The 26332-nt window shown below is 36.7% G+C and carries 22 protein-coding genes and 1 tRNA gene; 4 read left to right on the top strand and 19 right to left on the bottom strand.

All coding sequences use genetic code 11. From position 1 onward, the window contains the following. Positions 1-148: 148 nt before the first annotated feature. The 8 genes from ACSBFT_RS21170 to ACSBFT_RS21135 all read right to left on the bottom strand — a co-directional run bounded on the left by ACSBFT_RS21170 (position 149) and on the right by ACSBFT_RS21135 (position 5387). Entirely contained in the window at positions 149-1324 is a 1176-nt protein-coding gene (locus ACSBFT_RS21170; protein WP_463048321.1) for an AIR synthase-related protein, read from the bottom strand. A gap of 144 nt (positions 1325-1468) precedes the next feature. Further along, positions 1469-2248 (bottom strand): oxygenase MpaB family protein, encoded by a 780-nt coding sequence (locus ACSBFT_RS21165; RefSeq protein ID WP_489602334.1) that lies wholly within the window; start codon positions 2246-2248, stop codon positions 1469-1471. After that, positions 2245-2625, bottom strand: coding sequence for a ribosomal maturation YjgA family protein (locus ACSBFT_RS21160; protein WP_489602333.1), 381 nt, complete (start codon positions 2623-2625; stop codon positions 2245-2247). The genes ACSBFT_RS21165 and ACSBFT_RS21160 overlap by 4 nt, the downstream gene beginning before the upstream one ends. 7 nt (positions 2626-2632) lie before the next feature. Then, positions 2633-3406 (bottom strand): ferritin-like domain-containing protein, encoded by a 774-nt coding sequence (locus ACSBFT_RS21155; RefSeq protein ID WP_489602332.1) that lies wholly within the window; start codon positions 3404-3406, stop codon positions 2633-2635. Between the two features lie 49 nt (positions 3407-3455). Beyond that, positions 3456-3749 carry a winged helix-turn-helix domain-containing protein gene (locus tag ACSBFT_RS21150; RefSeq protein WP_463048325.1) on the bottom strand — a complete coding sequence of 98 codons (294 nt, stop codon included), beginning with the start codon at positions 3747-3749 and terminating at the stop codon, positions 3456-3458. Between the two features lies 1 nt (position 3750). Continuing rightward, a complete protein-coding gene (locus tag ACSBFT_RS21145) occupies positions 3751-4383 on the bottom strand; it encodes a hypothetical protein (RefSeq protein WP_489602331.1) in 633 nt (210 codons plus the stop codon). Positions 4384-4387: 4 nt separating this feature from the next. Further along, on the bottom strand, positions 4388-4753 hold the full coding sequence (locus ACSBFT_RS21140; protein ID WP_463048327.1) for a diacylglycerol kinase family protein: 366 nt from the start codon (positions 4751-4753) through the stop codon (positions 4388-4390). Next, entirely contained in the window at positions 4740-5387 is a 648-nt protein-coding gene (locus tag ACSBFT_RS21135) for a DUF1361 domain-containing protein (RefSeq protein WP_463048328.1), read from the bottom strand. Before ACSBFT_RS21135 ends, ACSBFT_RS21140 begins: the two co-directional genes overlap by 14 nt. 386 nt (positions 5388-5773) lie before the next feature. Here ACSBFT_RS21135 and ACSBFT_RS21130 point away from each other — a divergent pair, with 386 nt between their 5' ends. Continuing rightward, complete coding sequence (locus tag ACSBFT_RS21130; RefSeq protein WP_463048329.1) at positions 5774-6289, top strand: acyl-CoA thioesterase; 516 nt, start codon at positions 5774-5776, stop codon at positions 6287-6289. 219 nt (positions 6290-6508) lie between these two features. After that, positions 6509-6580 (top strand) — tRNA-Arg (locus ACSBFT_RS21125). 661 nt (positions 6581-7241) lie between these two features. Here ACSBFT_RS21125 and ACSBFT_RS21120 read toward each other — a convergent pair. After that, the gene (locus tag ACSBFT_RS21120) at positions 7242-8120 is read right to left on the bottom strand and encodes a diacylglycerol/lipid kinase family protein (RefSeq protein ID WP_463044464.1); all 879 of its coding nucleotides are present in this window, start codon (positions 8118-8120) and stop codon (positions 7242-7244) included. A gap of 44 nt (positions 8121-8164) precedes the next feature. Between ACSBFT_RS21120 and ACSBFT_RS21115 the strand changes: the two genes are divergently transcribed. Next, positions 8165-9154: an App1 family protein phosphatidate phosphatase gene (locus ACSBFT_RS21115; protein WP_489602330.1), complete on the top strand. Its 990-nt coding sequence runs from the start codon at positions 8165-8167 to the stop codon at positions 9152-9154. Here ACSBFT_RS21115 and ACSBFT_RS21110 read toward each other — a convergent pair whose 3' ends face one another. The 6 genes from ACSBFT_RS21110 to ACSBFT_RS21085 all read right to left on the bottom strand — a co-directional run bounded on the left by ACSBFT_RS21110 (position 9155) and on the right by ACSBFT_RS21085 (position 16767). Next, the gene (locus ACSBFT_RS21110; protein WP_489602329.1) at positions 9155-10246 is read right to left on the bottom strand and encodes an AI-2E family transporter; all 1092 of its coding nucleotides are present in this window, start codon (positions 10244-10246) and stop codon (positions 9155-9157) included. Continuing rightward, positions 10243-11943 carry a L,D-transpeptidase family protein gene (locus ACSBFT_RS21105; protein WP_489602328.1) on the bottom strand — a complete coding sequence of 567 codons (1701 nt, stop codon included), beginning with the start codon at positions 11941-11943 and terminating at the stop codon, positions 10243-10245. Before ACSBFT_RS21105 ends, ACSBFT_RS21110 begins: the two co-directional genes overlap by 4 nt. Next, on the bottom strand, positions 11915-12538 hold the full coding sequence (locus ACSBFT_RS21100; protein WP_463044460.1) for a murein L,D-transpeptidase catalytic domain family protein: 624 nt from the start codon (positions 12536-12538) through the stop codon (positions 11915-11917). Before ACSBFT_RS21100 ends, ACSBFT_RS21105 begins: the two co-directional genes overlap by 29 nt. 226 nt (positions 12539-12764) lie before the next feature. Continuing rightward, positions 12765-12962, bottom strand: a complete 198-nt coding sequence (locus ACSBFT_RS21095; RefSeq protein WP_463044459.1) for a hypothetical protein — start codon at positions 12960-12962, stop codon at positions 12765-12767. 241 nt (positions 12963-13203) lie between these two features. Next, positions 13204-13401: a hypothetical protein gene (locus ACSBFT_RS21090; RefSeq protein WP_489602327.1), complete on the bottom strand. Its 198-nt coding sequence runs from the start codon at positions 13399-13401 to the stop codon at positions 13204-13206. Positions 13402-14046: 645 nt separating this feature from the next. Continuing rightward, complete coding sequence (locus ACSBFT_RS21085; protein WP_489602326.1) at positions 14047-16767, bottom strand: DUF11 domain-containing protein; 2721 nt, start codon at positions 16765-16767, stop codon at positions 14047-14049. Positions 16768-17152: 385 nt separating this feature from the next. Here ACSBFT_RS21085 and ACSBFT_RS21080 point away from each other — a divergent pair, with 385 nt between their 5' ends. Further along, positions 17153-18196, top strand: coding sequence for a helix-turn-helix transcriptional regulator (locus ACSBFT_RS21080; RefSeq protein WP_489602325.1), 1044 nt, complete (start codon positions 17153-17155; stop codon positions 18194-18196). A gap of 345 nt (positions 18197-18541) precedes the next feature. Here ACSBFT_RS21080 and ACSBFT_RS21075 read toward each other — a convergent pair whose 3' ends face one another. From ACSBFT_RS21075 to ACSBFT_RS21060, 4 genes are read right to left on the bottom strand one after another with little or no spacing between them, the layout of a single operon-like run. Next, a complete protein-coding gene (locus ACSBFT_RS21075; protein WP_489602324.1) occupies positions 18542-19945 on the bottom strand; it encodes a sulfatase family protein in 1404 nt (467 codons plus the stop codon). A gap of 1 nt (position 19946) precedes the next feature. Continuing rightward, positions 19947-21290, bottom strand: coding sequence for a sulfatase family protein (locus ACSBFT_RS21070; RefSeq protein WP_489602323.1), 1344 nt, complete (start codon positions 21288-21290; stop codon positions 19947-19949). Between the two features lie 15 nt (positions 21291-21305). Beyond that, positions 21306-22853, bottom strand: coding sequence for a RagB/SusD family nutrient uptake outer membrane protein (locus ACSBFT_RS21065; protein ID WP_489602322.1), 1548 nt, complete (start codon positions 22851-22853; stop codon positions 21306-21308). 4 nt (positions 22854-22857) lie between these two features. Beyond that, the gene (locus tag ACSBFT_RS21060) at positions 22858-26289 is read right to left on the bottom strand and encodes a TonB-dependent receptor (RefSeq protein ID WP_489602321.1); all 3432 of its coding nucleotides are present in this window, start codon (positions 26287-26289) and stop codon (positions 22858-22860) included. Positions 26290-26332: the final 43 nt, after the last annotated feature.

Raw genomic sequence — 26332 nt, 5'->3', positions numbered from 1 at the left:
TTCGGAAAAGCAAACCAACAAATAACATCGCTAAAAAAGAGTCATTAAGATAAATGAGTCATGCCTTAATACTTAACAGAAGCAGGATACCTCAAATAAATACTTTAAACTTTAAAGGCTATTACAAAACAGCAAGAACTCCCCTGAACTAAGCATATTCAAATTCGCCAAACTGACTTGAAATGGTCAATTTCTTCGTTTCCGACGCCTCTACTCTACCCACTATCTGTGCGTGAATATTGAAAGATTTTGAAATATCTATCACCTTCTGAGCATGTTCTTTAGGCAAGTAAACTTCCAAACGGTGACCCATATTGAACACCTTATACATCTCTTGCCAGCTGGTAGCACTTTCTTTTTGAATCAATTCAAAAAGTGGTGGAACAGGAAGCATATTGTCTTTGATGATATGAAGATTATCTATAAAATGAAGGATTTTGGTCTGTGCTCCACCAGAGCAATGTACCATTCCGTTAATTTTACCTTTCAATTCTTCCAACAACTTTTTAGCCACTGGAGCATACGTTCTGGTAGGTGAAAGAATCAGTTTCCCCACAGAGATTTGCTCTCCAGTTTCTACCGTAATTTTATCTGTAAGTTGTTTACTTCCTGAGTAAACTAAAGAACTATGGATACTAGGGTCAAAACTTTCTTTATACCTCTCTGCATAAATATTCTCTAAAACATCATGCCTAGCAGAAGTAAGCCCATTGCTTCCCATACCGCCGTTATATTCGGTTTCGTAAGTAGCCTGACCATTAGAAGCTAAGCCCACTATCACATCTCCAGCTTTGATATTATCGTTAGAAATAACATCAGAACGTTTCATTCTTCCTATTACTGTGGTGTTCACCGTAATGGTTCTCACCAAATCTCCTACATCCGCTGTTTCTCCACCTGTGCTGTATATTTCCACGCCATTATCACGTAGCATTTCTAATACTTCCTCGCCACCATTAATGAGTTCAGAGATAACTTCACCTGGGATTTTGCCTTTATTTCTGTCAATGGAAGACGACATCAGGATAGGTCCGGTAGCTCCAATACATAGTAAATCATCGGTATTCATGATGATACTATCCTGTGCAATACCCTTCCATACACTCAAATCACCGGTTTCTTTCCAATACAGATAAGCCAAAGAAGTCTTGGTTCCGGCCCCATCCGCATGCATGATATTGCAATATTCAGGGTCGCCCCCTAAAGTATCAGGCGATATTTTGCAAAATGCTTTTGGAAATAAGCCTTTGTCTAATTTCTCAATGGCTTTGTGTACGTCTTCTTTTGAAGCCGAAACGCCTCTTTGCATGTACCTATCGGTCATGGGTAAAGTAGTTTTTTGATTCTGCGGGTAAAGGTATAAAATAGATGGTAATTAGTTTTGAAATTCTATTATTTGAATCTGTTTTAATTGATTTAAATAATAGACAAAATTTTCTTTTTAAAAACCTATTGACGTGACAGTGACTTATTTATCATCATCTCGAACGTTCTCAATATGGTCCAATGCTAGAATCCGCTCTTTATATGCGGAAGGCAGAAGAATTAATTTGAGATATCTTTCCCATCGAAAGTATCTGAAAATTTTATAAAAAATAAGTGCCGGATGAATCATCTTTATGGCTTTAAAGCCTAGCATCCTATAAATTATATCTGGAACAAGGGCCTTTTGCGTCTCTAAAAGTAACGTATACCTCACTAGGCCTAAACTCCTTCTATATTGACCGTATAGGTCTATACTCAAATCACTTTTGACCAAGTTTCCTTCAAGATGCTCTTTTCTGCTTATGAGCCAATCGGAATATGTTTTGGGCAAAGTCTTTAATTTCATCCTTTGGCCAAGTCTATAGAAAACGTCAAAAACCTCTTGTTTCTCTTGAAGGCTTAATGCTCGATGCAGTAGCTCAAAAGCTGCAATAGAATAATAAATAAGCATGTACAAAACATCTCTAAAAGCCCAGTCAGGAATTTTCATACCTCTAGCATTTTCCACGTGCCCGTGAATTTCAACCATCTTATCGATGGTTTTCAGAGCATTTTCTTCGTCTGAGAAAAGAATATCTTGGGCATAACTGACCGTTGAAAATAATCTTCCAATGGGGTCTTTCGGGAGTTTTCCAGTAAAATAGAGCCAATCAACAGATTTATTGAGAGAAAACTCAGCCGCCGTACCAGCAAAAACAAAAAGGAGCGTATCTGAACTTCCCCAAATCTCTCTTACTATAGAATCTTTAGCTACGAAATTCATTTTGACGGATTTAGGTTTGAATAGTTTTCTATGAGCAACACGAAAACAATACCTAAAGAATAAGCCAAGATATCTTCCCAAGAGAAAGATGTTCCTAAGACAATTCTGAAAAACTTATGACTATGTAAACCGGACCATTCCAAGAAATTGAAATATTGAAGTACTTCTACCAAATAGGACAATAACAAACTGAAAACCGTGGCAAATTTAACAGACATTTTTAGTATGCTCTTCAGACCCAAATAAACTAAAATGGACGCCAAAAAATCTCCGAAAAATGGTCGAATAAAACTGTCATGGACATAAAGGGCAATAAACACCTCTATCAAAAAAATGGTGATAAAGAGCAGGAAATAGTTTAAGCGAAATATTATCATTTTAAATTTATATGTTTGAGGTAGCGAGGATAGGCTTAGCCAGGTGACTTATTTGTGACTCAGGAGCATTGAAAAGAGCATGAGTAATTTCATTAAACTTGTATTTGGCCTTACTTAGGTAAGTCTTAAAAGTATAGCCAGCTTTACCAAAAACTTTATGATGACCAATCCAAACAGCCATACTAATAGCATAAAAGAAGATATGATAGATAAGCCTTCTAGTCCATTTCTTCCAAACCGCATTTTGGTCTAGATAGGTGGCTAAACGTTCTGTTTGAAACTTGATATGAGCTGCCTCATCAATTAAAATATCCTTACAAATAGTTTTTAAAAGCGGACAGTGAATAGACTTACGAACTGCCTCATAATATAGCTGGGCATATGTTTCTACAATGAGCACGGTAATCGTCCAGATTTCCAAATTGGTATTGAACCCTCTCACTTTTCTGAAAAAATGATCACCCCAGTTGAAAGTTATGCGGCTTTCGCCAATCAGATCTAGATATCTTCCTAAATTATTTCCATGCTTCTGTTCTTCTTTAATAAAGAGCTTGATGGCATAGAGGTAATCATAATCTTGAATCCTATCCGCATAGATTTTAGTGGCATTAATGAGGTTGTGCCCATCTGAAGTTTCGCCCAATTGCCAAGCTTTAAGCGATTTGATAATTAGGTCTCTTTCTTCTCCCGTCACTTTGGCCTCAATTCGCCAATCAATTCTTTTATGGGTAGCATTATCTTGGAAATATTCCACCCATTCTTTGGTTGTTTTTCTTTTCATTTTCATATTAAAAAGTACTTTGTATTTCAAAGTATATGTACAAAAAAAATTAAGTATTCCTTTTTATGAAGGCTTCTAGCACCGCTAAATGTTCTTCAAAAGCCGTTTTCCCACTTTTGGTAGCACTATATGTGGTGTTTGGTTTTCTATTCACAAACTCTTTGGTAACGGTAATAAACTTGACTTTTTCAAGAGCTTTAAGGTGGGTTGCCAAGTTTCCGTCGGTCATCTCCAATATTTCTTTGAGACCATTAAAATTGATGGCGTCATTAACCATCAGCACCGACATTATACCGAGCCTGGCCTTATTCTCAAAAGCTTTATTGAATTTGTCTAAATTCATATTAAAAAGTCGTCCTATCGTATTTATAATACATACTAATACCGTAGACAATATGCAGCACTCCGAAACCAATAGCCCAAAAAAGCAACGAATAACCAGAAACAAATAAGGCCATTAGCCCTAAGGTAATTTCAAATAAACCAAGGTAATAGACGTCTCTATAGGTATGCTGAGAAGTATTTATAAGAGCAAGACCATAAAAAATAAGTGTAGTGCCAGGCACCAATCTCACCAAACCATTCATCACTAAGGCTACTGCGAAAATACCTCCAACTAATAGCGGAAGAGCCAAACTTAAGGCAAGTTTGCGAGACAAAGGATTCCATAGCTTTTGACTAGACTTACTCGTTTTTCGCCATGTCCAAAACAGTCCACCAGATATGGCCAAAACCAGCGTTACAAGAGCTAAAAAAAACAAAAACTCCAAATAACCAGAATCCGAGTTTCTGTCAATGTAAAAACCATTTAGTTTATAAGACCCTGTGGAACTCACCTTTTTAAAGTATAAAATACCTGCAGAAAGCAGAGCCACTACACCGGCAAAAACTCCTGAAAGTCCGCTGAGAGAAATAAACTTGGAAGACTTCTCCATCAGGCTTCTTATTTCTTTAAGGTCATTTAAATGTTCTTGCATGATGTTAAAAATAAAGGGTTATCAATCTATTTCCTAAAATCAAAATGGCCACCAAAATGGCCAAGACGGCAATGATTAAAACTCCAGCTGCAGCTATATCTTTTACTTTGCCAATTTTCTCATGCCATTCTGGCGAAACCACATCGCAAAGGATTTCTAGAGCTGTATTAAAAGCTTCTGCAGAGAAAACCAGACCAATTTGAATAACCAAAATAACCCACTCTAGCCGAGACACTTGAAGCCAGAATCCACAAACAACCACCAAAACTGCTGCAAGAAAGTGAAACTGAAAATTATTTTCACTGCGAATTAAATGGCTAAACCCTTTTTGGGCATAGCCAAAGCTTTTTATCATTTTAATGATATTCATCTGTCTTGACATTTAAAATTCTAAAAGAAACATATAAGACAAACAAAACCAAGGTAAAAACCAAAGTTAGTTTGATCGCCAACGGATTATAAGCCTCTTGTATAGAGCTTTGTAAAAGAAAAACAGGGTTCGTGAATAAATCCCAAGAATTAAACCTAGAAAACCTTCCTAAATAGATGCCAAAGCCACTCAAGAAAATACTTCCAAATACCATTAACCAAGCTACAGCCACACCCCAGTACTTCTCAAAAAGATGATGAACAATGCTCAAGGAATATATTCCGAGAATGAGACCAGTCATGGCCGTTATAAAAATCCCTAAGGAATCAAACCACCATAAAGATGCCGTAAGGTGACTCAAATGGACAAAATCCGTAATTATATATGGAGCGTTTGGAAAAAATAAAAGCCAAAAACCAATACATATATGTGCCAAAATGTGGTTTTTATTTCTCACATATCTTCTAGCCACAAGGGCAAAAAACAATGGCACCCATGCTAAAAATAAATTCCAAATTAGTCCAAAACCCAGCATTTCAGAAGTATGAAAGAATCGTATTAAAAATAAAATGGAGCAAAGTCCCGATAACATCAGGAGACTTTTGGTAGGACGACTAATAGATCGTTTATTCATTTATTAAAAGTACTTTGAACCGCAAAGTACTATAAAGCACTTTTAAAAAGCAATCAAAACGGTCAAAATAAAATGAAGGGATTGAGGGAAAGTCAAAAGCCCCCTTGATTACTCAAGAAGGGCTATATCGGTCATCTAAAAGGGGTTTTAAAAAAGTTGACAACCATATTTCGTTAAATGACCTACGAAATTGATTTTATTGGATAAAGAGACAAAAACAACTATTTATGAGGATTTAGCGAACCATTAATATCTAATTTCTGCCCTTATTTGCTATTAAGACTAAGAGAATTTAAAAAGTCACAGGATTAATCCCGTTTTGTCTCCATAAACTTTAGCAGGTCTTTTAAAAACGGGTAGCTTTGCGACAGAAAATTAACAAGCGTATGCCAAAACCCAAGAAAGTCTCTGAATCCCTTGCTATCAATTCTCAAATGATCATGCCAAACGACACCAATACTTTAGGTAATTTGATGGGTGGGAACCTTATGAGAATGGTGGATATCGCAGGTGCCATATCTGCTCAGAGGCATTCTAACCGGATAGTAGTGACAGCTTCTATTGATAATGTATCTTTTGAAAGCAAAGTACCTTTAGGCGACGTGGTTACTTTAGAGGCGAAAGTCACTAGAGCATTTAATACTTCTATGGAGGTTATGGTTAAAGTGTACTCTGAAAACATACCTGCTGGCACCAGAATTCAAACCAACACCGCCTTTTTAACTTTCGTGGCCGTAGACCAATCTGGCAGACCTATAGAAATAGCAGAGGCCATTCCAGAAACTGAAGAAGAAAAGGAATCCTATGATGCGGCTTTAAGAAGAAGACAATTAAGACTGGTTTTAGGGGGAAGAATGAAACCCGCAGAAGCAAATGAATTAAAGGCTATTTTTGGACTTTAAAAACATTTAACTTTACGCAGATTATAAGGATAGCTCCGTAGTTCTCCCGATAGCTATCGGAAGATAGAAAGGGTTCACCACCCATTCGGTTTATGGTATACTTGGTGAAGGATTAAAAAAATAATAGCACCGTAGTTCTCCCGATAGCTATCGGGAGATAGAAAGGGTTCACCGCCCGTTCGGTATACGGTTTACTCGGTGAAGGATTTAAAATAAAATGGCTCCGTAGTTCAATGGATAGAATGAGGGTTTCCGGTACCCTTGATGAGCGTTCGATTCGCTCCGGAGCCACTACAAAATCAAGCATTATCAACTAGAACGCATTTGCAAACTCAATAATGGTGTCTCGATGAGTACACCAAATCTAATTAAAACCCATCTCTGCATGAAACCCATTGACTGGTTTCTTTATAATTAGGGCTTAGCATTGTCTTCTTTTTCTATTGAATAGCTATCATCAAATTATTGGCGAGCATTGCAATGATCAACCTTGCGTAAAACTCCACCCTTCTTAGAAAGGCCGTGTTTCATTTAGAATCCCTTTGAAACAAAATTTTCATCCATGTGAAGTACTATGCCAGAGAAAACAATGAAGTTCATTCAAATTTTACATTGTCGCGAAATCCATACAGAATAAGACATAATATGTCGTCATGTCACGACAACTCAGGCAAGACTCATCAAGATGATTTGTTCAGTATGCTCCATTAGGAGAGTAAAAATGGTTTATACCTATTAATTTTAATAAAGAAAACCTGTCTTCTTCACTGACCTTTGGGACGAAAGGAGCAAGCAAACGGATATAAAAACAGCTATTTATTACATACACGTGTACCATTCAACGCTTTGGTTTTTTGAAAATGCTACCCAAATCATCCAAGGACATATTGTCTTTAAAACCTTTCTTCTTCAACAAACCCGTTCATTCTTTTGAAAGATACAAGGGCATTTATTACGCAGGAATGATCACCTCTATGGCATCGGGAATTAACATTGCTTTAATTTCATTTACTTTTCCAATATATTCTCCATCGACTTGGAAATGCACTTTTTTGACTGACCGTATCCATAAATCATGCGTTTGGAAGACCTCTGTTTTTGAAGAATCAAACGCTCTATGGGTAAAAACCATTTTTAGTACTTCTAGAATCGAAACTTTTTTCACCACTATAACTTCAAACAACGCATCATCTAACTTCCCCACTGGGTTTATTATTGCACCACTACCATATTGCGTAGCATTGGCTATTACTATCATTTCGGCATGTAGTTTAATGGTCTTCTTATCAATTTCCATAACAACTTCCATCTTAGGGTTTTGGAATAAAACGTTTAAACTAACCATAAAATAACCCCACTTACCTCGTTTATTACGAAAATTGAATTTCTTCATGGCATAGGCATTTAGGCCAATATCACTTAGGTGAATACATATTTGATTATTGATATTGGTCAAGTGTATTTTACGGGTAATCCCTTGCAATATTACATCTAAATTCAATTTTGGGTTTTCTGAAATACCTAATTCACTTGCCATGCCATTGGCCGAACCAGCGGGAATAATCCCCAATGGTATGTTTGAATATATCAGACATTCTGCTACTAATTTTATTGTGCCATCTCCTCCTACAGCAATGATTCGCTGTGGCGAAAAAGTGTATATTAATTCTTTGATTGACGTTACTGTACAGTCTTTAGTGAGGTAATGTATTGCATAAAAATGAGGTGACTTTTTAAAATATGTCTTTATCTCCAATGACCAGTCGGTGTTCTTATTTCCTGAAAAAGGATTGACAATAAAAAGTAGTTTGAGAACCAGATTTTCATTCATATAATAAATTCTAATAAGCACTCAGAGTTTAGTAAATTGCTTAAATGGAATGGGAAAACGAAAATTTTACAGCCACAGTAAAAGTCTATCATGGCTATGGACATACCCATAATTTGATTGTTTATGGTCATATTTTAGCTGGAAAAGGTCTTAGCAAAAGTAAGTTTTCTAATAATGTATTTTCTAATATTTCCCATTTAGTGAAGTTGTTTCTTGTAAAGCCACTTCCTTATGTAAAAGTACAATTAGACTGGCAAAACGAACACTTTTTTAGCCTTACTGAAAATGATGGTTTTTTTAAATTTGAATGGCAATCCTCTAAAGAAGTAGCTGCAGGTTGGCATTTGATAAAAGTGCATTTATTAAATCCTCAAAACCAAATCATTGAAACGGGACAAGGTAAAATTTTCGTACCAAATTCTACCCAATACGGTTTCATTTCAGACATTGACGACACCGTTCTTGTATCACATTCGGCTACTACTGGCAAAAAGCTTAGTGTGATGTTTACCAAGAATCCACGTAGCCGAAAAACATTTGCCGATGTCGTGAAATTTTATCAATTGCTTTCATTGGCACACACTGAAGTCAAAAACCCCAATCCTTTTTTTTATGTTTCAAGCAGTGAATGGAATTTATATGATGATTTGAATGCGTTTTTCAAGCATAATGAACTCCCCAAAGGGGCATTTCTATTAAACAAAATCAAAAAATGGTATCAATTGTTCAAAACAGGAACTGGTAAACACCAGAGAAAACTGCTTCAGGTAACTCGAATATTAGATTCATTTCCAAAACAGAGATTTGTTCTTTTGGGCGATAATTCGCAAAGTGACCCAGAAATCTATTCGTCCATAGCAAACAAATATCCCAAACAGATTGCATGTATCTATTTTAGAAATATCAGCCTCAAAAAGGAACGCTCGACTTTAAACTTAATAGACTCAATAAAAGAAAAGTCCATTCATACATGCCTGTTTAAACATACCGACGAGGCTATATTACATGCAAAAGGAATTGGATTGATTACTTGATTATTTCTCCCAAAGACTCCTAAACTTACGTTTTAACTTCTTAACAAAACTTGTATCAGACACTTCGAATTCTAGCTCCCCTACCAAAAAACTATATGGTTTTAGTTGCTCAATGTGGTCGCCAACGATTTTGAAAATTGCTAAGAGCGGAATTGCCAATAAAATACCTGGAATACCCCAAACCAATTCACCTAAAACCAGAGCTATAATAGTAAATAAAGGATTTATTTTCACTTGACGTCCTAATATTAATGGCTCCAAAACCCAACCTTGAAATAACTGCACACTAGCGTAAATAATTACGATTCCACCCAAAGTTGATGGGCTAGCTCCGTGCAAAGCCGCTACCAAAAGTGTAAGTGCACTGCCTGTAAGGTTACCTACGTAGGGAATAATTTCTAATAATCCGCATAGAATTGCGAAGAAAATAGCATTTTTTATACCCAGAAAACTAAATCCAATGCCATACATGAACCACAAACAAACTATCATTTTTGAAAGGCCGAGCAAATATTGCTGTGAAACATTGGTGGCACTCGTAAGGATTTGTGCCATTTCAGCTTGTTGTGAAGGCAAAACCAGACGTATAAAAAATTGCTTGATGTGTTTTCGTGAATAGAGCAGAAACAAAAAATATGTAATTATCAATACAAAAAAGGAGATCATTGAGCTCAAAGAGCCGATTGTCAACTGCATGATACTAGCCAGCGAAGGCTGCTCTCCTTCGAGCATTTTTGACTGCTTTGCTAAAGAAATTCCTAAATTACTGAAAATGTATTGTTGTATACTGGTACCGACTTCAATGGCCTTGTGTTTGATAATACCAACGTCCTTGATTAGTCCCGAAATCTGCCAGCCAAGCAGTGAAACCAAAATGGCGACAATTAAAACAAGTAGCAAAAAAGCAAAAAAAGAAGAAACGCCTCTTGAAAACCCTCTCTTTTCTAACCAATTGCAAAAAGGCAAAAACACTGTTGCTAAAATACCTCCTATTAAGAGTGGCATCAAGAACGTTTTCGCATAGTATAAACCCGCCACAACCAAAAAGATAAGTACTATTTTTTTTATGGCGGAATTTGTCGTGACTATCATTGCTTTACTGTTTCTCCAAAAATTTCGTCAGCCAATTTTTCGTCCAAATCATAAATGTCTTTTCTGAAATTCAATGCTCCGGTGTTATCAACCCATGAAGTAAAATAGGCAATATAAACTGGCACAGTTGGGCTTACTTTTATACTCGTTTCGATATTGGTTTTGAGTATATTATCAACTTTTGATTCACTCCATTCTGTTTCATTTCTAAGCAAATAAAGGGCTAACTTATGAGGCTCTGCAACCCTAATACAACCATGGCTAAAAGCCCTGCTGGACTCATTAAATAAACTTTTAGAGGGTGTATCATGTAAATAAATGCTAAAGTTATTGGGAAACAAAAACTTGATTTTACCTAAGGCATTGTTCTCACCAGGCTTTTGACGAAAATTATACGGAACATTTCCACTGTATTTATTCCAATTAATATTGTTTGCATCTACCACTGTATTTCCTGATAAAACCTCCATATTATTCCTAACTAAATATCCAGCGTTCTTCTTAAGCTTTGGCAAAATTTCATTCCGAACAATGCTAGTAGGCACCCCCCAGTAAGGGTTTAATACAATTCGAGAAATGTTACCCTTGAAAATATTTGTTTTATGTATGTCCTTTCCAACGACCACATTCATTTGCCAAACTTGCTTTTGATTTTCAAAAATATGTAGCCTAAATTCTGGTATATTCACTAGCAAATATTCATTTTCCATTTCAACAGGTACCCATCGAAGTCGTTCCATATTGACCATTATTTGTTTTATTCGCTGTTCTATGGGTACGTTAAACTCAACTAAAGTTGCAGCATTTATTTTTCCGTTTTCCACTAAACCCATACGATGTTGAAATCGTTTCAGGGCGGTTTCCAATGAATCGGTGAAAATATTTGAGTTCTCATTTTCTGCTAAATCACCCGTCAAAAACAAGTGCTTTTTAGCACTAGATATACAAGCATTACTGTCGCCGATTGCCAATAATTTTGCGTCAGTTTCAACCATTGGCAAGCCCCCCTTTTTCTGAATTTCTCGGTAATTTATTAACTTAGCTTTGAGTAAAATATAATATTGATTGACAGGCTCTTGCACTTTCTCACCTCTAGTAAATGATACCAGTGAATCGAGTAAAGTTTGGTAGTTTTTCTTTTTGCTAGGAATAAACCATTCGAGGTCGAATGGGTCCGCTATCGTACCACTAAATGTTTTATAGGCATAGTTGAAAAATGTGGTCGTAAGCATCAATTCTAACTGATAAATATTTTTCTCTTGTGAGAGGAATAGTTTCTCGTCAGTTTGCGAAAGCATCATTAAGCTATCCAAAGTACCATTTACCAATACCTTATCTTCAAACTCTTGAATATGACTTAGTAGTTGGCTAAAAAAGTTAGGAGCTGCATTGGTCATCCCTTTTTCGTTGAACCATGCCAATTGATAGTTTCTGCGGTTATAAAACGCCCTTACTTCATTTTGAATGGAGTCGTTAGCAGAAAAATTCTTAAAGAATGAATCAATCTCCAAACTATCCGTTTTTAAATCAGTAAAATTTTGATCTGAATAGACACTTTGGTCAGCCAAAATTGCCTTCCTTTTCTTTTTAACAGATTTGACAATAAAAAAAGTAGCAATGAGGGCACAAATAACAAAGGCAAGGATGCCTAATTGAACCGGTCTTTTTTTAACTATGGATATAAAGTAAGCTTCCATTGGCAAGTACAGGTACTACCTGCGGAATAAGTTCTTGTGGCAAAGCTGGGCAGCCAAAACTGCGACCACAGCGTCCGTGTTGTTGAACAAAAGAGCTACTAACATAAGTAGCCCCGTGAATAATAATTTCTCGGCGACGGGCATTATCGTTAATGCCCTTTTCTAAGCCAAAGAGTAATAGGGCTGAACCGTGTTTTGGACTCTGTATTTCGTTACCCACCATGTAAAACCCTAAGCTACTTTGGTGAGATTCCATAATGTTAGAAAACGAATGAGCCATATTTTCGCCTGAATTTTTACCGTGAGCAACCAACGACGAAAAAAGTAATTTTTTCTCTTCAATATTGATTACAAAAAATCTTTCTACGCTTGAAGGCAGTGAAAAATCAACTATCGTTATGATTGATTTTGTTGGATGAAACTTTTCATAACCAAGCATTGCTTCTTTAAATGCATCATAATTAACAATGCCTGTGAGCTGACAATCCGCATAGATTGATTCTGATGTCTCAATAGCTACAACAGCTGGATTTTCTGTTGCTTTAAAAGAAGAAAAATTAAGAAGAAAATAAAGTAATTGAATGCCGATAAACATAATCTTAATGGAAGCGTTTTAATTGTAACAACAATAACCTAGTATACATTGCGGATAAGACTATTTATCTTTTGACGTGTGAAGCCCTAAAACTTATATCTCGATAAAGTCTTTTTCAAGATTTGATTACAGACCATTTAAAAAATGGCGAATTAACCAACGCCAGTATCTAAACGTTACGCTCTGATACCAACTAATAAACTTCCATTACCATATTCATTTACGTCTACGCCTCATCCTTTGTTGTACGAATCAAACTGATACCTGACAGGAAAAACAGAAAGCCAATTACGCCATAAATGATTGGTCCTTTTATAGCATTTACGCTGGACGAAGAGGAATTTACAAACAAAATTGAGGCATAGATAAGCCCAGCGATTCCCAAAACTGTAAGCAATGCTCCGAAGATTCTTTTAAGATTCATTTGTTTTTTTTATTTAATGTCTGCTTCAAATTTACTTAGAAGATGTGATACTTTTTCAAAAGCCTACTTAAGTTTAAATCGGCATTAATTAACCTCTATCGTCCTCTAAATCGTTATGGTTATCTCCGCCATTACTGTAATAATTATTTTCCTCATCTTTGCTCCCAATACGTTCCTGATCGTCATCCAACTCCGATCCTGGAAATTCCTGTTTCTCGATATTCTGAGGAGAGGTCGCAGCCTAATGTGATTTCGTATATTCCATTACTAATTCTTGTAAAAACTGATAGTGATTTTCAAGGTTTTCGATGTTAATTTCAACTTCTTTTGATCTGTTTTCTGGCATCTCCATAATGTACTTCAATAACTCCGGAAATTTCTGAAGAATAGTAGTGGTAATGTTTATGATATTTTGTTCTAATTCTAATTTAGCTGTCATTTATCATTTTTTTTAAACATTACATTTGGTATTCGCATCCGCTAAAATCCACGCTTTATCTAAGAAGCCCTTATTGCATACTAGCAACATCTTTACAAAAAAACGATAGGTCGTTAGTTGGACTTATAACCTTCAAAAATTCTCCATTATAAATGGATTCTGAGCGTCGGTGTATTATTTTCTGTTGATTTTGTCTTGTTACTACTTCATCGCGTGAAGGAATTTTGCTTCAGACAAAGCTCCGATATTAGTCATCAGAAGTATTACATATTTGAGTGTCAAAGTTATATAATTCACACGTTAGGTAAAACGGGTAATGTGTATCTATGATTCTTCCATATAGCGGTAGTTGGTGGCTAGGTATAAATCCAGCCGGTCATTCTTATTTCTAAAATCTCATTTGATTGAGGGTCAAAATCCAATTTAAGGCTCATAAAATGAGGCACTTGAAATCCCAGACTTTAAATCAAAAAACTTCGTTCAAATATATCAACAGGTTCGGTCTACTTTGAAGCTATAGCTAAATACAGAAGTGTAGTTTAGCACTACTCCAAAGCTTTTAAAAAAATATAATTAACAAAAAAGAGGTCGTCCATTTTATTATGGAGCGACCTCTTTTCTTTCAAATACTTCTATTTGGTTATTTTACTTGGTTTTTACTATTGAAATTGGAACACATAAAGAAACATTACAGCTGGAACAATTGTAAGGTGGTATTATGGAAATATCTGTTGCACATTTACTATTTTCATCCTTAATTGTGACACTAAATGAACCACTAGCAATACTAAAATATCCGACTGGACCACTAGGTTGACCCACATTTAATCCCGTAAAGCTTAAGCCATTTCCTATAATTGAATAGGAGTTCCCTAATTTCCCAGTAGGGTTTATGTTAAAGTTGAACGTATCATCTGCTCCATCATTTTCTGTCCCATTATTATCACAAAGCGTTACAATGCTATGTACTGCCAGACTTTGATTCACTACAACATTGAAAGTGTCAATTGCGGTACAACCGCTTTCAAAAGTTGCAACCAATATATAATTACCACTATTTAATGCAGTGGCTGAATTTATACTTACTGTACTGTTAGACAGTAATGAACCGTTTGGTAGCGTCCATAAATAACTCGTAATAGTTCCTGAACCAGAGGCTGTAAGGTTGATAGGACTTCCAGAACATAAGCTATCGGTTCCTGCAATGGTTACGTCTATAGCAATACCTCCAACTACAATAAAAGGACAACATAGGCCTGTAACACAGCCAGTTTCATTATCTATATCTACCGTATAGGAACCTTGAGTTGAAACGTTAAGCGTATTTGATGTAGCACCAACAATAGGAAGACCATTCAGATTCCATTGGTATGAAGTATATCCGGCTGCCACGCTTAAAGTTATAGCATCTCCCCCACATATATCAAATGGAACACTTGAACAAGCTAGCCCAAAATCATCTTCATTAAGCTTGTTGTTACCTGGTGTAGAATCTATATCTGTTTGGTCTGCAGCTATTACTTCTGCAGCATTAGAAATCACGCCAGAACCCACCACTTTTACGGATATACTTAAGGTTACCGTATCAATAGTTGCCATCACATTTCCAATATCCCAGATGCCACTTATCGGGTCAAAAGTGGTTCCTGCGTATCCTATATGACTAACGTATTGTGTTTCTAAAGGTAATTGGTCTAAAACCTGAACTCCTGTGGCCGCAACACCAAGGTTTTCATTCACTAAAATAAGCGAGTATATAAGGGTATCACCCATAGCGGCTATTGATTTATTTACTGTTTTTTTCAGATTCAGATCTATGCTACAAGCAACGGGGTCACATGGGTTGTTAGGGTCACTCTCTGTTGCATCTACCCGTCCATTAAAGTTTTTGTCTTCAGCACCATCAGTGTATCCATCGTTATCTGTATCAGCATTAAGGGGATCTGTAGTGGAAGTGGGGTCGCTATCTGGTATGAAAATAGCAATATTTGTATATTTATTCGGTAAGGTAATGCCTACCTCAGTACCGTCTTGGATACCATCATTGTCAGAATCAGCCAATAAAGGATTAGTGGCAGCAGACAAAGGAGAACTTGCAAAGATCTCTGCATAATCAGAAAGTCCGTCATCATCCGTGTCACCATCAAATGGATCGGTTAAATACACGGTGATTTCATCCGTATCTGGGATTAAGTCATTATCGTCATCTAAGTCGCAATCGTCTGGAATACCGTCTCCATCATTGTCTTGCAAATCATTTCCAGCACATTTATCTAAACAATCATAAACGCCATCTCCATCTGAGTCTAAAGCGGTGTAAGCATAATATACCTTCATAGTCGCCAATAAGCTAGCGGCAGCATTTACGGTAAGTCTAATTTCATCAAAGCTTTGTGCCGTTTTAAATGATACGGTTTGTATGGATGAATTGCTCAATACACTCGCAGTTACCAAAGCGTTGTTTGCAGTATACGACTGTTTTAAAACGCCTCCTAAATACGTTGTGATTTGAATACTTCCAAGAGCATTCAAGTCCAAAATCCCAGAAGATGGTGAAATGGCGAAACCGGCTTCGGTTCCAGCTGGTTTTGCAGCTCCAGTTTTAACAGATATAGAGCCACTAACACCTAAGCCAACCGTCTGATTAATAGTGGCAAAAAGTGTGGTATCATTATTTATGACATTAGATTGATTGTCGACAGAGCATAGCAGACAAATACCACTAATTCCTGTTCTACCACTAACAATACTCGCTCCAGATGATGCTTTTGCAGCCACAATACAGTTGCTTGGGCAGCTAACAGGTTCTTCATAGGCATAATAAACCCGGAGGTTAGTTAATAATGATAAAGTCCCATCCACCGTAATCTGAATCTCATCAAAATCAGAAGTAGCTATTATTCCAACTCTTTGAAGACCAGACGAACCACTTAACAAACCCAATGAAACTAATCCGCTGCCCGTGGTTCCCGTTTGAACCAGTACATTGTTTTTATAGAGTTTAATACTTAGTGCAGACAAAACATCAGCACTCAGGATTCCCCCAGTAGTTTGGATTACAAAACCAGCTTTATTTCCAGACGGGTAGAGATGAACAGAGTCTTTGATAGACAAAGCAGTGCCGCCACCTAATAATGCCACTCCCGTTTGCATTTCGGCATAATTACTCAAGTTCCCATCCACAGAATTATTTGCTGATGGCACCCCACCTAAGAGATTAATTCCGGCAGTTCTTGCTTGATTGATAAATACTCCAGCTCCTACTATTGGATCTGTACATATTCCATTGGTTTCAGATATCTGACCATAGACGGAAGCTGAAAGAAAAATTAAAAAAAGATAACCAAATTTGAGGTTTCTTATCATGGCATTTAAAGTTTTATTGTGAAGACAGGAATCACAATTCACATGCCTTTTAAGTGCCATACACTAAAAGAAGAACTACTGGAATATTTAAAAGAACAATAGGACAATTTAATTACCCTAATTAGGAAAAGACTGACCTACCTCAAGCTAATCTATTCATCGTAAACAAAATAGAAAACCTAAATCTTTCCCTTCAAATTACAAGAATGGTATATGCATGTACGTTTAGGTCATTATGTAACTTATAAGGTCTATTGAATCACAAATAATATTGACAATTTGCCTTTGTATATTGTCTTATTTTCACTTCATTAGACATTAGATATACGCCCTAGCTTTGTTTTAGCTAGAACCATGAAAACCATAATACGCCGTTTAAACTTACATGACACATTATAATATTAATGCGAAAGACCCTTCGACATTCTGGAAAGATATTTTGCAATACAATGAAGTCTCTTCAACTCCGAATGAATTTGAATTAGACGAAAAAACTGGATTAGGAAGTTATCGTTTTAAAAAAATAGACGCTAACATTCAATATTTACAGTTTGATATTAAGCTAAATAAAGCTATCAAGTTCAACTTCTATCAGACAGAACATGCCAAGAATTATAAATTATTATTATTCCAAAAAGGGTCATCAAATTCTGTTAGATTTCTAAACGCTAAAGAGCAGGAGAATTCTGTAAATGAATCTATGCTAAACCCTGGGGGTGAAAATGATAAAACCACGATTTCATGTCACCTACTATCACAGTTTAGTGACATACCTAATTTTATTATCCAAAAAGATGAACCCTGCATATTCCACTTATTATTTTTAAACCAAAATGTGCTAGACCAAATGCTACCTGACAATGCCAATCTTAACTTTCAGGAGCCTTTGTTTAATAAACGGAGACCATCTGAAATAATTGGCCTTAATAAGGTTGTATGCATTGATAAACTGTTTGAAACCCTTAATACTTTTCATGACCAATCCCACTGCAATAAATTTGACAAACTCGGAGACTTCCTAAAGATGCTTGGAGATTATTTCTTCGTGATTAAATACCTTAAAGAATCTCCTTGCCAAAAAGCTTCAACAATTCACGACAAAGACTTCAATAAATTAATACTTATAGAACGAAAGCTTAACCAAACTCTAAATTCAAGCTCCCCTTCTTTAAAAAACCTATCAGAAGAATTTGGAATATCTAAAACGAAAATGTGCTTGGAATTTAAAAATTTCTATGGAAAAGCTATCCTCTGTTATTACAATGATTTAAAGTTAAATTTAGCAAAAGAACTACTGACAACCACTAACCATAGCATGAAGGAAATATCCAATCAACTTTCCTTTTCAAGCCAAAGTAATTGCAATAAATGGTTCAAAAAATATACAGGAATACCCCCAAAACTTTTCAGAAAGGGTGATAAGCTATAATTAGTGAGATTTAGTACAGCCATTTAGAATAAACGGATTGGAGCTCTTGCACCATTTTCTGCCGTGAACGCTGCTTTATACATTTATGCCTATTAAAACAGGATGAATTCTTGATTTTATGGATTCTATAATGCGAAACAAAGCTTTAACTCAAAAAGACTTAAGAGTTCCATTATTCCATTTCGGTTAAAACAAAAAAACAGTAGAGTCTTAATAACTCTACTGTAATTCATATACCAACTATAACACAGCCGACTCCTTTAATTTAGGTATTTATAATACGAAATAAATAACATCAATTTCTTAGCCCAAGGCTTATCCATTTCTAGCTTTTAAATATAAAACTTACTGCTTTTTAGCAATTCTTGTTAATTGGTTCGGAACTTCCTTTACCGTGGCCACATGAACCTCCGCTATTTTCTTTAATCTATTTACAATATCTTGATTCTCTGATGCTATATCTATCTTCTCCGACGGGTCTGTAAGTACATTAAACAAAGTAGGTTTCTCCAATTCTTCTATTTTAGGCGGATATCCTACGGGATTATTTGATAAAAAGTAAAGTTTATGAGCCCCTTTCCTTACTGCAAAAAGTCGTGTTCCATGATAATAAAACATCTCATCACGTGGGGTTTTGTCTTCTCCACGTAGCACTGGAGAAAGATCATATCCATCTAAAATACGGTCTTTAGGCACTTCAATTCCGGCTAAACTGCATATTGTTGGCAATACATCTAAGGTGCTTCCCATTTTTGAGACTATTCCAGATTTCACATCTTTGCCCCAGATCACACAAGGTACTCTTTGGCCACCTTCATAACTCGTACCTTTTCCCCCATACAATAAACCTGCTGAACCACCATTTTCACCAAAAACGAGCCAAGGGCCGTTATCCGTCGTAAAAATAACATAGGTGTTGTCTTCAAGTCCTTCTGATTTTAAAGTTTCAAAAATCTGTCCTACGCTCCAATCAATTTCTTGAATCACATCGCCGTAAATTCCCCTTTCGCTTGTTCCTGCAAAATTAGCATTACTGAACAACGGTATATGCGGCATATTATGAGCCATATAAAGGAAAAATGGCTTCTTCTTATGCTCTTTAATAAACTTGATCGATTCTTCTGTGTAACGTTGAGTCAATGTACTTTGATTTGCAGGTCTTTCTATTTCTGTTTCATTTCTTAGAATCGGTACATTAAATCCACGGCTATCTCCGCTAGTTTTCTGGAATCTTTCATACTTAAATTCAGGGCTAGGATTTCTGTCCATATCATTGGAATAGGGAATACCAAAATAGGAGTCAAAACCATTTGATGTAGGTAAGTACTCTGGTAAATGCCCTAAATGCCATTTACCTACACACGCTGTACTATAGTTTTTCTTCTTCAGCATTTCTGCAATAGTTAGCTCATCGGCTGGTATACCACCTTCAGAATCTGGGAAAAGCACGCGTCTACTATCCGGACCTTCCATACCTGCTCTTACTGGCAAACGACCGCTCATAAGACCAAAACGTGAAGGTGTACAAACATTAGAAGCCACATAAAAGTTAGTCCATTTTTGTCCTTCATATGCCATTCTATCAATATTGGGTGTCTTAATAGTGGGATGTCCAAAGCTGCTCAAGTCTCCATAACCCTGATCGTCAGTAAATATGACAATAAAATTAGGCTGACTTTTTTTTTGAGCGTGGCTCTCTTGAGTACTCAAGCCTATTATAGCGAATAGTATCCATTTCAATTTATTCATTTTAATTGGGTTTTTGCCAAGGTGTTTGACCACCTTTTTGTATATAAGTCAATAATAATTTATTCAATTCCCCAAGCTTTTTAGGCTCTTCACTGGCCAAGTTTCTCTTCTCGTAAGGGTCCTGATTTATGTGATACAGTTCTAAAGGTGAATACGGCGTATTTTGTAAAATTTTCCAACCTTGATAAATCAAGGCATGGTAATCATTTCCTCCATACTTTATTCCGCCTTCACGCCTAACAAAGTATACGGGTCTTTCCGAAAACGGTGCGATAGTTTCCAATAAAACCTGCTTAAAACTTTCTCCGTCCCAATTCCCTTTGTTTGAACCATTCGCTAAATCAACTAGTGTTGGAAAGATATCCATGGTCAATAATTGCTCATTAGAAACGGTTTCGTTCTTAATTTTTGCAGGCCATGTGGCAAAGGCTGGCACCCTTAAACCACCTTCAAACATACTTTGTTTTCCATCTCGATAAGGTAAATTATTAGCTAAGTCATCCAGATTTCCGCCATTGTCACTTACAAAAAAGATAAGTGTATTTTCGTATTGCCCTGTTTCTTTCAAACTTTTCACAACGCGTCCAATCCCATCATCTAGGTGCTCAATTAAAGCCACTAACTTTCCTCTTTTAGGATCCATCGAAGGCTCCCTAGCCATCACCTTGTTATACCATTCCTTTGGAGGCTGTACCGGAAAATGTGGTGCATTATATGCCAAATACAAAAAGAAAGGTTTTTCCCTATTGGCCGCTTTTTCTATAATGTCTATAGACCAGTCCGTAAAAACATCGGTGGCGTGTCCCACAGGAGTAACCACTTTATCGTCCTCACGCATAAAATTAATTCCATGGCGTTTATGGTCGTAATAGTCTTCCATCATATCTTCTAGCCAGCCATGAAAATAATCAAAGCCTTTTTGATTCGGTAAATTTGGTGACTCTAACCCTAGATTCCATTTTCCAACCATAGCAGTAGCATATCCATTTTCTTTTAATGCAGCGGGTAGAAGCTGAACATCGGGTTTTAGGTAACCCCAGTTATCCGCTTTAGGATATCTAATTAGGCCGGGTACACCCACAGCATCAGGATATTTCCCCGTCATTAATGATGCTCTCGTAGGTGAGCATACTGGAGAGTTAGCATAGAAATTGTCAAACCTCATTCCTGCCTTACATAGTGCATCGAGATTTGGCGTTTTTACATCCTTATTACCGTAGTAAGACACATCGTTATAGCCTAAATCATCCACCAGAATCAAAAGCACATTCGGCTTTTCACTTTGAGCGAAAGTAAGTTGGCTAAAAAAGAGACCAATAATTAAAATGAGATTTGTTTTTTGCATGCTTAAAGTATGTTTTTACCAATTTGGGTTTTGTTCTAATCCTGGATTAAGAGAAATTTCACTAGCTGGAATAGGTAATAAATCATAATACTCTAAATACCCATTTGGGAATCTCGTTTCAATAACCCCTCCTAAATGATCTTTAATTACTAATGGATAAATTTCCTTAGCTAAATCCCATCTTTTGATGTCTGACCAGTAAAGCCCTTCAAGAGCAAACTCTATTCTACGCTCATGCCTTAATTTTTCTCTTGCTTCACTTTGTGAAAGACTGATTGAGATTCTAGTAATCTTCACGTCATCTCGCTCCGTCCTTACTTTATTAATTAATGCTAATGCTAGCGGAATATCCTTATTTAATTCAATGAGAGCTTCCGCTTTCGCCAAAAGCACATCAGCATAGCGTATCACTATATCATTAATTTCAGACTGTCCAGAGGTTGGTAAATTGGCCATATCGTTCTCTCTGTATTTTCTACAACTAAGGTGCTTCAACCTATTACCTGGATGATTATACGCTCCGCCGGGATAAGTGTAATTTGGGAATTGGTAACCAAGAATAAAAGAGCCTGGAACAACGACTGTAAATCCTAATCTTGGGTCCCTATTCTCATATGGTTTGGACGCATTTACAGGAGAACCATCTATCGTTTCATAAGCATTCACCAAATTATCCGTAGGTACATAACGAGTTCCTCTTGTAAAGCTTCCGGTACCCGTACCACAATATTGATCATGAAATGAGCCTTGAGAATTCTCACCTCTGATGTATTGAATATCGAAAATCACTTCTTCATTATTCTCATTCTCTCTTTTAAATAAGCCCTCGTAACTTGGGAAGAGTGAGTATTTATTTAGAGCTTCTATTTGTTCCGTTACTTCCAGCACTTTATCATATTTATTTTGATACAGATAGGCTCTCATTTTCATGGCTAATGCTGCTCCTTTATCAGCCCTTCCTGCTTCAGGTGCTTTAACCGCCAAGTTGGCAATGGCTACATCGTAATCAGAAACGACTTGATTCCATGTCTCAGATAAAGTTGCCCGCTTTAAATTTTTCGCACCATCTGCCGATATTACTGAGGTAATAAGAGGGACTCCACCATAAGAATCTGCTAAAAGAGAATAGGCCAAACCTCTTAAGAAATGAGCTTCTCCTTCGTAAGTTTTACGGGCTTCTGCTGAAAGTTCTACTTTATCCAAATCCTTTAACAAGCTGTTTGCTCGAAAAATTATAGCGTAACATCTTGTCCATCTAAATGTTAGAATTTCACCATCGGAAGAAGATAATTGGCCAGAACCAATTTTAGCAATTGCTGTATTTCCCCAATTATAAGCATTGGGTGTAGCCCCGTCTAAAACACCAAAACCAAACAAGCCTTCATTATAAATAGCGTTTTCTTTCAGCAAAGAGTAAACTCCATTTAAGTCAAATTTGATGTCCTTTTCATTTTCTGGAAAGTTTGCTGAAGTAATTTTATCTTCCGGAAAAACGTCTAAATAACTGTCACTACAACCTAGGCAAACGGTAAATAAAAGTATATATATAGTTTTAAGTCTCATTGTATTAAAAGTTTAAGTTTACGCCAAGTGAAAGTATTCTAGGCACAGGGTACAGGTTTGATGACGAACTGAAAGTGCTCTTTTCTGGATCGTAACCATCATAGGCTCTACTGGCGATAGTCCATATATTTTGTGCATTCAGATACAGATAAGCTTTCTCTAAGCCATATTTTGAAATGAAGCTTTCAGGAAGTGTGTATCCCAACTGAGCATTTTTTACTTTTAGAAAGCTTCCGTTTACTATCCAAAAATCAGAGTCAGAATTATCCCAAGAATTATCAAATCTAGCCATTGGAATATCCGTATCTGTATTTTCAGGCGTCCATGAATCCAACCAACTTTTAGCAATTACTCTATTCTCAAAAGACAAGTTTGTGAAATTATTACGATTGAAAAGCTTTACCCCTGCTACACCTTGAAGTAAAATATTCAGGTCAAAACCTTTATATTTAAAAGATGGCGATACTCCAAAAGTAACTTTCGGGATAGTGTTTCCTAAAGATTGCTTATCTTGATAATCTAGTCTTCCGTCATTATTTAGATCTTGAAATTTTAAATTACCTGCTTGTGGCACAAAACCATTGGCAAACATATGCGTTTTAGCCTCTTCGTTAGACTGATAAATCCCCTCTACTTTATAACCGTAAAGTTCATTAAATGAGAAACCTTGTCTTATCAAGAATAACTGATCTGGAGAGCGTTCCGTACCGAAGTCTGTCACCAAATTCTTGATATAAGTAGCATTTAAACCCACATTGAATTTCAATTTATTAGGGTCGTAAACCTGGCTATAGTAGTTTAAGATCAGCTCAACCCCTTCATTCAACATCGCCCCTTTGTTTTCGAAAGGTGAGGTGAGTCCACCAAGCGTTAAGGGAATCGGTAATTGTACTAAAATATCGGTGGTGTTCTTTCTAAAGTAATCCGCCTCTAGGGTAAACTTGTTTTTCAATATTCCTACTTCAAGTCCAATGTCTAAAGTGGAGGTTTGCTCCCAAGTAATATTCTCATCTACCAAGTTAGTCACCGCGGCACCTGGAGCAAAGCTGCCACCATAATTATAGCTCAAAGAGTTGCTTTGACTTATGATAGTCAGATAGGGCGAGTAGCTATTAATATTCTGGTTACCCAGCCTACCCCACGATGCCCTTAGTTTCATATTCGAAATAAGATCTGATTGTGCTAAAAAAGGTTCTTCAGACAATCTCCAGCCCGCTGAAAACCCTGGGAAATACCCCCATCTGCTTCCACTTTTAAAACGAGAAGAGCCATCTGCTCTAAAGTTGGCTTCAAAGAGGTATTTGTCCTCCAGAACATAGTTCAATCGTCCGAAATAGGAAAGAATTTTCAAACGATCCATATTTCCTGTCCCTTGAATACCCGAGGTACCCGCATCCACCTGCGTTAAACCCTCTTTTGGTGGGTTGTTTCTTCGAGCATATACCGACTGAATCTTATTATTCTCATTCTGGAAACCAGCCAAAACTTTAAAATCATGACGATTATTAAAGCTTTTGACATAGTTTAAAGTAGAATAAAGATTGGTTCTTACACCATACTCTACTCCTCGGTTCATTTCTAAACCCTCTCTGTTATAGTTCTTTGTAATGGTCTCTTGCCCTGAATCTGTATAACCAAACACGCTAGAATTGTATCTGTCTATAAGGTTCCAGGTTCCGTTTAGTGCGTATGTCGTTTTTAAAACCAGATCTTTGGCTAAAGTTAGTTCCGCTGTGGCATTGGCAGTAAGCAAGTTATTTTGCGTAGTAGTTCGACCATTGGCTGCATCAATTAGTGGGTTTCTATTATCATAAAGCAAAGCCCCATTTTGATTATAAACCTCTACAGAGCCATAATCTCCATCACGATTATACGGTGCAATAAAGGGTGCCGCACCAGAAAGCATATCAAAAACACGCCCTAATGAGCCATAAGTAATATCCGCATATGGTTCTTTTGAATTTCTATTAATGTAGCCTAATCGACCACCTAATTTAAACCAGTCGTTAATTCGTGATTCCACATTTGCTCGAATCCCGTAACGTTGAGACTCCGTATTGGGCACCAGACCTTTCTGATTAAGATGATTAAAGGACAAAAAGGTAGATGTTTGCTCCGAGCCACCTGTAATAGACACGTTATTTTGCTGAATCAAAGCATTGTCAAACAATTCCTTAAACCAGTCTGTGTTTGGGTATTTAAATTTATCCGTACCTGTGCGATATTGATTTATTAAATCTTGAGGATAAAGCTCACTAGAGCCGCCATTAACCAAGGCGGCATTGGTCAAATCCATGTTTTCAACACTATTATTAATGGTATTATAGTGCCTTCCTAAGGATTGCACGCCCACATAAGAGTTTACCGAGACCCTCATCTTCTCTCTATTCACTCCAATTTTAGTGGTTACCAATACCACACCATTTGCAGCCTTTGAACCATAAATGGCGGCACTCGCAGCATCTTTAAGTACTGAAATAGATTGGATATCCGATGGGTTTATCTGATCAAAAGAACCCTCCACACCATCAATTAGAATCAAAGGATTGGAATTATTCAAAGTTCCCCATCCACGAATTCTAATTTGGGCATCATCTCCGCCTGGTTTTCCAGAATTTTGACTCACCCAAACTCCAGAAGCCGTTCCACCCAAAGCTTGTGACGCATTGGTTATCGGTCTGTTTTCTAATTTTTCATCGAACTGTATGGTAGATATCGCCCCTGTCAAATTCTCCTTTTGGCTGCTACCATATCCTACCACCACGATTTCGCTTAAGTTGGTAGCATCTGGTCTTAGTTGTACCGTTATCTGCTGCTGATTTTTAGCTACGTTTATTTCACGGTGGATATAACCCACAAAAGAAATAACTAAAATCACGTCTTCATCAGGAATTTCAAGCTGAAAATTACCATCCCCGTCAGACTGTGTGGCCATTTGGGTGCCCTTTACAAGGACCGTTGCTCCAGGAACAACTTCATTATGTTCGTCTGTAATTTGTCCTTGAATTTTCCTATTGATAATTTCATCGACAACAGGCGTAGGCGTTGAAAATATCACCCGAGAACTCATATCATCGTTTATTTTCAACACAATTCTATCTTCAGCCACTATGTATTTTAATCGGACAGGTGTTAGAATTTCCTTCAGCAAAGCATCAACCCTTTTATTCTTGGCATTGACATTTATTCTTTGATTGATGTTGATACCGCTTGGGCTGTATATAAATTTAATATTGACCTGGTTTTCAATGTCCTTTAATACATTTTCCAGGGGTACATTGTTCTTTACCAGTGTAACACGTTGTTTTAAATCTACCTGACTATATCCTGGTAGAGCAAGTGACAGTGTACAAAAAGTGTAAGAAATTAAGAGATAAAATAAGGTTGTCCTCATAATAATCCTCAGCAAATGGGTTTTGCATTGGTATTTTTTCATATTTTCGCAAGGTTTGATGGTTGTCAGAATCGTTTAAACATCC

The sequence above is a fragment of the Arcticibacterium sp. SM2516 genome (genome assembly GCF_057914865.1).
The sequence above is the reverse complement of the archived record's forward strand: the minus strand, read 5'-3'. Positions and strand labels throughout refer to the sequence as shown.

Bases quoted from the DNA above. Each gene is read 5' to 3' on its own strand.
- ACSBFT_RS21170 (WP_463048321.1), bottom strand. From the start codon at position 1,324: ATGACCGATAGGTACATGCAAAGAGGCGTTTCGGCTTCAAAAGAAGAC.
- ACSBFT_RS21165 (WP_489602334.1), bottom strand. From the start codon at position 2,248: ATGAATTTCGTAGCTAAAGATTCTATAGTAAGAGAGATTTGGGGAAGT.
- ACSBFT_RS21160 (WP_489602333.1), bottom strand. From the start codon at position 2,625: ATGATAATATTTCGCTTAAACTATTTCCTGCTCTTTATCACCATTTTT.
- ACSBFT_RS21155 (WP_489602332.1), bottom strand. From the start codon at position 3,406: ATGAAAAGAAAAACAACCAAAGAATGGGTGGAATATTTCCAAGATAAT.
- ACSBFT_RS21150 (WP_463048325.1), bottom strand. From the start codon at position 3,749: ATGAATTTAGACAAATTCAATAAAGCTTTTGAGAATAAGGCCAGGCTC.
- ACSBFT_RS21145 (WP_489602331.1), bottom strand. From the start codon at position 4,383: ATGCAAGAACATTTAAATGACCTTAAAGAAATAAGAAGCCTGATGGAG.
- ACSBFT_RS21140 (WP_463048327.1), bottom strand. From the start codon at position 4,753: ATGAATATCATTAAAATGATAAAAAGCTTTGGCTATGCCCAAAAAGGG.
- ACSBFT_RS21135 (WP_463048328.1), bottom strand. From the start codon at position 5,387: ATGAATAAACGATCTATTAGTCGTCCTACCAAAAGTCTCCTGATGTTA.
- ACSBFT_RS21130 (WP_463048329.1), top strand. From the start codon at position 5,774: ATGCCAAAACCCAAGAAAGTCTCTGAATCCCTTGCTATCAATTCTCAA.
- ACSBFT_RS21120 (WP_463044464.1), bottom strand. From the start codon at position 8,120: ATGAATGAAAATCTGGTTCTCAAACTACTTTTTATTGTCAATCCTTTT.
- ACSBFT_RS21115 (WP_489602330.1), top strand. From the start codon at position 8,165: ATGGAATGGGAAAACGAAAATTTTACAGCCACAGTAAAAGTCTATCAT.
- ACSBFT_RS21110 (WP_489602329.1), bottom strand. From the start codon at position 10,246: ATGATAGTCACGACAAATTCCGCCATAAAAAAAATAGTACTTATCTTT.
- ACSBFT_RS21105 (WP_489602328.1), bottom strand. From the start codon at position 11,943: ATGGAAGCTTACTTTATATCCATAGTTAAAAAAAGACCGGTTCAATTA.
- ACSBFT_RS21100 (WP_463044460.1), bottom strand. From the start codon at position 12,538: ATGTTTATCGGCATTCAATTACTTTATTTTCTTCTTAATTTTTCTTCT.
- ACSBFT_RS21095 (WP_463044459.1), bottom strand. From the start codon at position 12,962: ATGAATCTTAAAAGAATCTTCGGAGCATTGCTTACAGTTTTGGGAATC.
- ACSBFT_RS21090 (WP_489602327.1), bottom strand. From the start codon at position 13,401: ATGACAGCTAAATTAGAATTAGAACAAAATATCATAAACATTACCACT.
- ACSBFT_RS21085 (WP_489602326.1), bottom strand. From the start codon at position 16,767: ATGATAAGAAACCTCAAATTTGGTTATCTTTTTTTAATTTTTCTTTCA.
- ACSBFT_RS21080 (WP_489602325.1), top strand. From the start codon at position 17,153: ATGACACATTATAATATTAATGCGAAAGACCCTTCGACATTCTGGAAA.
- ACSBFT_RS21075 (WP_489602324.1), bottom strand. From the start codon at position 19,945: ATGAATAAATTGAAATGGATACTATTCGCTATAATAGGCTTGAGTACT.
- ACSBFT_RS21070 (WP_489602323.1), bottom strand. From the start codon at position 21,290: ATGCAAAAAACAAATCTCATTTTAATTATTGGTCTCTTTTTTAGCCAA.
- ACSBFT_RS21065 (WP_489602322.1), bottom strand. From the start codon at position 22,853: ATGAGACTTAAAACTATATATATACTTTTATTTACCGTTTGCCTAGGT.
- ACSBFT_RS21060 (WP_489602321.1), bottom strand. From the start codon at position 26,289: ATGAAAAAATACCAATGCAAAACCCATTTGCTGAGGATTATTATGAGG.